We start from the raw sequence: 8,265 nt of genomic DNA, 5'->3' as shown, positions 1-8,265 counted from the left end.
ATTTAAGGATAAAAGGAAAATGAAATTCATTTGTATCTATATAGGAGCTATATATGAAAATATTATCAGTATTAGAGACTGAACAAGTTAGTGGTGGTACTTCCGGAAGAGAGTTAGCTCAAAGCTCAGGTGCACTAGTTGGAACAGCCATTGGTGGTCGTCTCGGTGGGCCAGCTGGTGCCGCAGGAGGGGCTGCATTCGGGAGTATGGCTGGAGGGCAAGCTTATGATGGCGTTTCTCATGTCATTAATTCAGCACCGCGAATTACGATTCCAGCAGTAAGCTATGATCCCGCAACACTAGGTCGGCCCTCTTATATGAGTGGCCCTGATAGTTATTATATTTGCAGAATGACTGGCAAGCTAAACTGCGGTTAATATGATAACTCTCAGATATAAAATTAAAAGCACACCATATTAATTATGCTCTATTGATACTTAGTAGGGTGTGTTTCTATTTATTTTTCAAATGACTATTAATAAGATGTAGCGGGATTATATATGTTCAGGCAGGAAGCCTTTGATTACCAGAAAGCCAAATGGACAGGGAAAGCTCTACTTATTTCAGGTGTTCCAGTTTGGGTTGTTGCCATAATGTCGGCAATGATTATTGTTACTTTGGTTATTTTTATCGCATTCGGCAATTACACTCGGCGAATAAATGTTTATGGTGAAGTCACCACACTGCCGCGCCCAATCAATATTTTTGCTGCCCAACAAGGCTTTATTACCCAAAGTTTGGTTAAGGTGGGCGATGAGGTGGTAAAAGGAAAAGCGCTGTATCAACTTGATGTCAGCAAAGTCACTCATTCCGGCACCGTCAGTAAAAATAACAAGCAGGCGATTAAGCGGCAGTTGGCGCAGGTTGAGAGTATTATCCAAAAACTACAGAGCAACAAACATGCGACTCTGGATAATCTGCTGGTGCAGAAAAAGCAATATGAAACTGTATATAAGCAATCCTGCCAATTAGTGAAGAACAGCCGACAGAATATTGAATCCATGCGTAAAACGGTAGAGAGCTATGGTGAATATCAGCGCAATGGGTTAATCACCAAAGAACAAGTACATAACCAAACCTATTCTTATTATCAGCAACAAAGTGCTTTCCACAATTTGTACAGCCAGAATATGCAGGAAGCACTGCAAATCACTAATCTGAGCAGCGAAATTATTACCCGAGCGGCTGATTTTGATAACCAAATTTCACAATATGAGTTGCAGTACGGTGATTTACAAAAACAGTTAGCTGAAACAGATGCTACAGGAATATTGGTTGTTAATGCACCAGTTGATGGGCGGATAGAATCACTCAGTGTGACAACTGGGCAAATGGTGAATGCGGGGGACAGTCTGGCGCAATTGGTTCCCGGCACTGATACCATTTATTATCTGGTGCTTTGGTTGCCTAATGGCGCACTGCCCTATATCACTGCGGGCGACCACGTTAATGTGCGTTACGATGCTTTTCCCTTCGAAAAATTCGGCCAGTTTGCCGGGCGAATTGAATCACTCTCCTCCGTGCCCGCTTCTATTCAGGAAATGACCAGCTATAACAGTGCACCATTCCGGCGCGCCGATTTGGGGAGTGAGCCTTATTATAAAGTATTGGTTAATTTAGATAAAACCCAATTCCAGTCTCAAGAAAAAATACTGCACCTAACCGGTGGTATGAAAGCACAATCGACTCTTTTTCTCGAAAATCGCTCTCTCTATCAATGGATGTTCTCGCCTTTCTATGACCTGAAAAAAAGCCTGGCGGGGCCTGTCTATGAATAACACTTTCTTGTTCTCCCTGACGAGCAAACTGAATTTAGCCTGGCGGAAAAGAGTGCCACAGATTTTGCAAACTGAATCCTCGGAGTGCGGGTTAGCCAGTCTGGCAATGGTATTTCATTATTTTGGTCTGAGTATTGATTTGTTTAATTTGCGGCAGCAATTCGGGGCTTCAGCGCGTGGGGCAACACTGAATACGTTAATAGATATCGCCAGTTCACTTAAATTCAAAACTCGGGCTTTATCACTTGATATTAATGAATTATCGGCACTTAGAACCCCCTGTATTCTGCATTGGGATCTTAATCATTTTGTGGTGCTGATTGCTGTCCGCCGTAATAGCATTGTTATTAACGATCCTGCTTTGGGCCGTAGGGTTATCGGCATAAATGAATTTTCTCAGCATTTCACTGGCATTGCATTGGAGATATGGCCTGATAGCAATTTTACCGCTGTTACCCACAAAAGTCGGTTACAGCTACGCCGTTTATTATCCAATATCAGTGGATTAAAGGGGGCATTAACGAAAATATTTTGCCTCTCACTGGTTATTGAAGCTGTGAGTATACTGATGCCGGTCGGGACTCAACTCGTTTTAGATCATGTGATTCAAGCCAGCGATCACCACTTGCTCGCGCTAATTTGTACGGGTCTATTGTTCTTTATTATATTCCGTACCGCCGTGGCGATGTTGTGTTCGTGGACAACTATCGTGATGGATTCATTAATAGATGTGTAGTGGAAAGCGGGTATGTTTGACCATTTGATGAGGCTCCCACTGGCCTATTTTGAAAAGCGTAAGTTAGGTGATATCCAGTCACGTTTTGGCTCATTGGAGACTATTCGCTCCACTTTTACGACCAGTATTGTTAACAGTATTATCGACTGCATCATGTCTGTCGGTGTTCTCATCATGATGTTTTTATATGGCGGTGGGTTGGTTTGGGTGGTGCTGGGGTTCACCGCTATTTATATCATCATGCGCCTGATGACTTATAGCCACTACCGGCAGGCATCAGAAGCACTATTGGTTAAGGGGGCTAAAGCCAGCTCACACTTTATGGAAACGCTGTACGGCATTGGCACTTTGAAAGCATTAGGCTTGCTAAAAACTCGCTCTCAATTCTGGTTAAATCTAAATATAGACACGACCAATGCGGGTATTCGAATGACTCGATTAGATATGCTATTTGGTGGCGTGCATGCTTTTATCGCGGCCTGCGATCAGGTTATTATTTTATGGTTAGGAGCATCATTAGTTATTGATAACCAGATGACACTGGGGATGTTTGTCGCATTCAATGCTTATCGTGGTCAATTCTCAGAGCGCGCTAGCAGTCTGATTGATATGGTGCTGCAATTGCGTATGCTCAGTCTGCATAATGAACGAGTGGCAGATATTGTTTTGTCTGAACCAGAAAAAGAAATGCCAGCTCGCCAATTATTTCCTCCCAATACACCGCTCTCTTTTTCCGTATGTAATCTGGTTTATCAATATGACAATTTATCTAAGCCTATTATTAATGGCCTTAATCTTGACATTAAATCAGGAGAGAGTGTCGCTATTGTCGGCCCTTCCGGTGTAGGCAAAACCACCTTAATGAAATTGATGAGTGGTTTATTGGAACCAAGTGCGGGGAATTTATTCGCTAATGGGCTGGATATTCATACTATTGGTATCAATAATTATCGCCAATATATTGCCTGTATTTTACAGGATGATAAATTGTTTGCTGGCTCGATTGCTGAGAATATTGCCAGTTTTGATATTTCTCTCGATCGAGAATTCATGATTAGCTGCGCTCATCATTGCAATATCCATGACGATATTATGCAAATGCCGATGGGTTATGAAACCTTACTTGGGGAGTTGGGCGGCAGTTTATCTGGCGGCCAAAAACAGCGTTTATTGATTGCTCGCGCGCTGTACCGCCGCCCCGGAATTCTATTTATGGATGAAGCGACCAGCCATTTGGATCTGGATAATGAAGACTATATCAATGCCAGTATTGCCGCATTGAAGATAACCCGCGTGATTATTGCTCACCGGCCTTCAACTATTGCCTCGGCTGATCGGGTTATTACATTAGTCTGAGTGGATAATTAGCTTGAGTGGATCATTCACTCGCTGTAATAAATGGTAGCTTAATAATAATGCGGGTGAATTCCTCGGCTTTATTTATCACTGTCACACCATATTCGCTGCCATAACGCACTTTAATCCGCCGATCTACTAGATTCATACCCAGCCCATCACCATTGGGGCGCGGTTGATACAATCCGGCGTTATCCTCAACTTCCAGCACCAAAACATGGTCATCCAGCTTGCCGCGCAGGGTGATGCGCCCATTACTGAACATCTGCGAGATACCGTGCTTGATGGCATTTTCAACCACCGGTTGCAGGGAAAATGCGGGCAACCGCGCATCCATCAACTCATCCGGTAATGAAATCTCGACACTCAGTCGATCAGCAAAACGCGCTTTTTCTATTTCCAGATAGGCATTTACATGCTCAATTTCATCACTCAGTGTGACCACATCGTGGCTGCGTTTAAGGTTTTTGCGGAAAAATGTCGACAGCGAAAGCACCAGTTTACGGGCATGGTCGGGATTACGGCGGATCACCACCGACAAAGTATTCAGCGCATTAAACAGGAAATGAGGGTTGACCTGGGCGTGCAGCAGTTTGATTTCTGATTGCGCCAGCAATTGCTTTTGCTGTTCAAATTCACCGGCCAGAATTTGAGCCGACAGCAAGTGAGCTATACCTTCACCCAATGTGCGGTTAATACTGGAGAATAACTTACTTTTCGGCTCATACAGCTTGATGCTGCCAATCACCCGATGTTCTTCGCCTCGCAGTGGGATAACCAAGGTGGAACCCAGTTTACAGGTCGGGGAAATTGAGCAGGTATAGGGCACGGCGTTGCCGTCGGCGTAGACCACCTGATTTAGCTCAATGGCCCGGTGGGTATGGTCGGAAGTAATGGCACCACCCACCTGGTGGTGGTCAGAACCGGTGCCAATAAATGCCAACAGCTTCTCGCGGTCAGTAATGGCCACTGCGCCCACGCCCAGTTCTTCATACAAGATTCGCGCCACCCGCATGCTGTTTTGCTGGTCAAAACCATGGCGCAATAACCCCTCCGCGCGGGCGGCAATTTGTAAAGCTTTAGCCGAGAATGCCGTGGTGTATTTTTCGAAAATAGCCCGTCTGTCCAATAAGATACGCATAAACATCGCGGCACCAATGGTGTTGGTTATCATCATTGGCAGGGCAATGTTCTCAACTAACTCGACAGCCTCATGGAATGGGCGAGCCACTGCCAGGATAATCAGCATTTGCAGAACTTCGGCGACCAAAGTAATACCGGCGACAACCAAGGGTTGGAACAGCAGATCAAGGCGATTTTTGCGGATCAGATAACTGTGGAGCAGCCCGCCTAATAGCCCCTCTGTCACAGTGGATAACATACAGGCGGTGGCGGTCATTCCCCCCATGGAATAGCGGTGTAAACCGCCAGTTAGCCCAACCAGAAACCCGACTGATGGCCCCCCCAGAACACCCCCCAATACAGCGCCAATAGCGCGGGTATTTGCGATGGAGTCATCAATATGCAAACCAAAGTAGGTCCCCATGATACAAAACATGGAAAACGTGAGGTAGCACACCAGTTTGTGGGGCAACCTAATGGTAACCTGCATTAAGGGGATAAAAAGCGGTGTTTTACTCAACAGATAGGCAATGACCAGATAGACACACATCTGTTGTAAAAGGGAAAAAATCAGTTCGACCTGGCTAACGCCCATGTTGGATGACCACTGTAATGACGACGATTATTTATTCCTGCCGCTATTGTATCCAGATTTCTCTACTGAGAAGTTAACCCGCCCCTTTTTTTAGCAAAAAAAGCCCTATGGGGCTAAATTGCCTGTCAGTTTCTTGTTTTGCACATTTTCTCTGGCGGGTGTCACATTTTCTTTATGTGACTCATAAAAGCATTTCCATCACATATGTGTTTCTTGCACAGCTTAATCTCCTTTTTTTTCACTTATTTGCGTGAGAAAAAATTTCATTAATCATAAGCCAATTTTTTTAGCACTCATTGACTATGCTTATAGTTTGGGGCGAAAAATCCTATCGCTAAGTGCGCAATCATAAAGACAGATTAAGGCATTAAGTCTATTTATTGACCTTGATCATGCCTCATAGATGAAATGGATTGCATGAGTAATAGGCGGAATTTTAGCCGCCCATCTAAAATTCCTGCATAAAATCATGAAGTTAATCAAGTGGAGAAGACATGCCAGTACTTCCCGACCGTCAGGCGATTAATCAGATTATTTCCGGCCACTATGCCGATCCTTTCGCCGTTTTGGGTATGCACCAAACGGAGTCGGGGTTACAGGTCTGTGCACTGTTGCCGGATGCCAAAGAAGTGTGGTTGGTTGAAACAGACACTGGGCGTAATGTGGTTCAACTTCAGAGTGAAGACCCGCGCGGCTTCTTCCTTGCCAAGCTCCCTCGGCGTAAAACGCCCTTCCGCTATCAGTTAGCGGTTACGTGGCAAGAAAGCACTCAAATCCTCGACGATCCCTACCGATTCGGTACCTTATTGCAGGATATCGATGCTTGGTTATTGGCCGAAGGCACTCATTTACGCCCTTATGAACGCTTAGGGGCGCATTTGATGAGTCTGGATGGCGTGCCGGGTGTCAGCTTTGCTGTTTGGGCACCTAATGCCCAGCGCGTTTCGGTGGTCGGTGAATTTAACTTTTGGGATGGCCGCCGCCATCCTATGCGGCTACGGCGTGAAAATGGTATTTGGGAGCTATTCCTGCCCGGTGTGCAAGCGGGGCAATTATATAAATTTGAAATAATAGATTGCCATGGTCAGGTGCGGCTCAAAGCCGATCCCTATGCCTTTAAAGCCCAAATGCGGCCAGAAACCGCCTCGTTAATTAGCCCATTGCCGGAAGTGGTGGAAAATACTCCTGCACGGCAAAAAGCCAATGACTTGCGCTCGCCGGTTTCTATCTATGAAGTGCATCTCGGTTCATGGCGACGTCATACCGAAAACAATTTTTGGCTCAGTTACGGCGAATTGTCCGAGCAACTGGTTGAATACGTTAAATATATGGGATTTACCCATGTGGAATTACTGCCCATCAATGAGCACCCGTTTGATGGCAGTTGGGGCTATCAGCCGTTAGGTTTATATGCACCGACCCGCCGATTTGGTACGCCGCAGGATTTCAAAGATTTCGTTGCCAAATTTCATGAAGCAGGAATTAACGTCATTCTTGACTGGGTTCCCGGTCATTTCCCCAGTGATGAACATGGATTATCGACTTTTGACGGCACCGCCTTATATGAATACGCCGATCCGCGCGAAGGCTATCATCAGGATTGGAATACCCTGATTTATAACTATGGGCGCAATGAGGTGCGTAACTATTTGGCGGGAAATGCATTTTATTGGATGGAACGTTTTGGTATCGATGCATTGCGTATTGATGCTGTTGCTTCAATGATTTACCGCGATTACAGCCGTGCAGAAGGGCAATGGGTACCCAATTATTATGGCGGGCGCGAAAATTTGGAGGCGATTGCTTTCCTGCGTTATACCAACCACACCATCGGTGTTGAGCGCCCCGGCGGCGTCACTATGGCCGAGGAATCGACCGACTTCCCTGGGGTGACATTACCTCCTGATGCGGGTGGATTGGGCTTTAATTACAAGTGGAATATGGGCTGGATGCATGACACGCTCAATTACCTGCAATGTGACCCTATTCACCGCAAATACCACCATAATCTCATGACTTTCGGTATGTTATACGCCTATACCGAGAACTTTATTTTACCGATTTCGCACGATGAAGTGGTTCATGGCAAACGTTCGGTTCTCGACCGCATGCCCGGCGATGCATGGCAAAAATTTGCCAACTTACGGGCGTATTATGGGTTTATGTGGGCGCATCCGGGCAAGAAATTACTGTTTATGGGGTGTGAATTCGCCCAAGGGCGTGAGTGGAATTTCGATACCAGTTTGGACTGGCACTTGCTGGATGATGAGAACGGCTGGCATAAGGGAGTGCAGCGCTGGGTTCGCGACCTTAATCATTGTTATCAACAACATGCGCCATTGTATGAGTTGGATTACCAACCCGCCGGTTTTGAATGGCTGGTGGTGGATGACCATGAAAACTCGGTATTTGCTTTCCTGCGCCGTGATGCTGATGGTAACGAACTGATTGTTATCAGTAATTTCACGCCGGTTCCGCGCTATGACTACCGCGTAGGTATCCCACAGAGCGGGCATTATCGCGAAGTGCTGAATTCTGACTCTGAGTTTTATCGTGGCAGCAATATGGGTAATCAGGGCGGTATTCATAGCCATGATGTGGGCAGCCATCATCACCGCCACTCATTACTGCTAACTCTGCCGCCGCTGTCGACGATTTATCTGGCGCGGGAGGGTTAG

The 8,265-nt window shown here is 45.8% G+C and carries 4 protein-coding genes and 1 pseudogene; 4 read left to right on the top strand and 1 reads right to left on the bottom strand.

The window, feature by feature from the left end:
• Positions 1–53: 53 nt before the first annotated feature.
• The 3 genes and pseudogenes from FTA91_RS12455 to FTA91_RS12445 all read left to right on the top strand — a co-directional run bounded on the left by FTA91_RS12455 (position 54) and on the right by FTA91_RS12445 (position 3,870).
• Complete coding sequence (locus FTA91_RS12455) at positions 54–377, top strand: hypothetical protein (protein WP_145536030.1); 324 nt, start codon at positions 54–56, stop codon at positions 375–377.
• 123 nt (positions 378–500) lie between these two features.
• Positions 501–1,778 carry an HlyD family secretion protein gene (locus FTA91_RS12450; protein WP_145583417.1) on the top strand — a complete coding sequence of 426 codons (1,278 nt, stop codon included), beginning with the start codon at positions 501–503 and terminating at the stop codon, positions 1,776–1,778.
• A pseudogene (locus tag FTA91_RS12445) lies at positions 1,771–3,870 on the top strand (peptidase domain-containing ABC transporter). The gene FTA91_RS12450 and the pseudogene FTA91_RS12445 overlap by 8 nt, the downstream one beginning before the upstream one ends.
• A gap of 22 nt (positions 3,871–3,892) precedes the next feature.
• On the opposite strand, the gene FTA91_RS12440 reads toward FTA91_RS12445, so the two are convergent.
• The gene (locus FTA91_RS12440) at positions 3,893–5,587 is read right to left on the bottom strand and encodes a sensor histidine kinase (protein ID WP_050112062.1); all 1,695 of its coding nucleotides are present in this window, start codon (positions 5,585–5,587) and stop codon (positions 3,893–3,895) included.
• A 494-nt stretch (positions 5,588–6,081) separates the two neighbouring features.
• On the opposite strand from FTA91_RS12440, the gene glgB reads away from it, so the two are divergent.
• Positions 6,082–8,265 (top strand): 1,4-alpha-glucan branching enzyme, encoded by a 2,184-nt coding sequence (gene glgB / locus FTA91_RS12435; protein WP_050112061.1) that lies wholly within the window; start codon positions 6,082–6,084, stop codon positions 8,263–8,265.

Source organism: Yersinia thracica, assembly GCF_902170565.1.
In the GTDB taxonomy this organism is placed as follows: domain Bacteria; phylum Pseudomonadota; class Gammaproteobacteria; order Enterobacterales; family Enterobacteriaceae; genus Yersinia; species Yersinia thracica.
The sequence above is the reverse complement of the archived record's forward strand: the minus strand, read 5'-3'. Positions and strand labels throughout refer to the sequence as shown.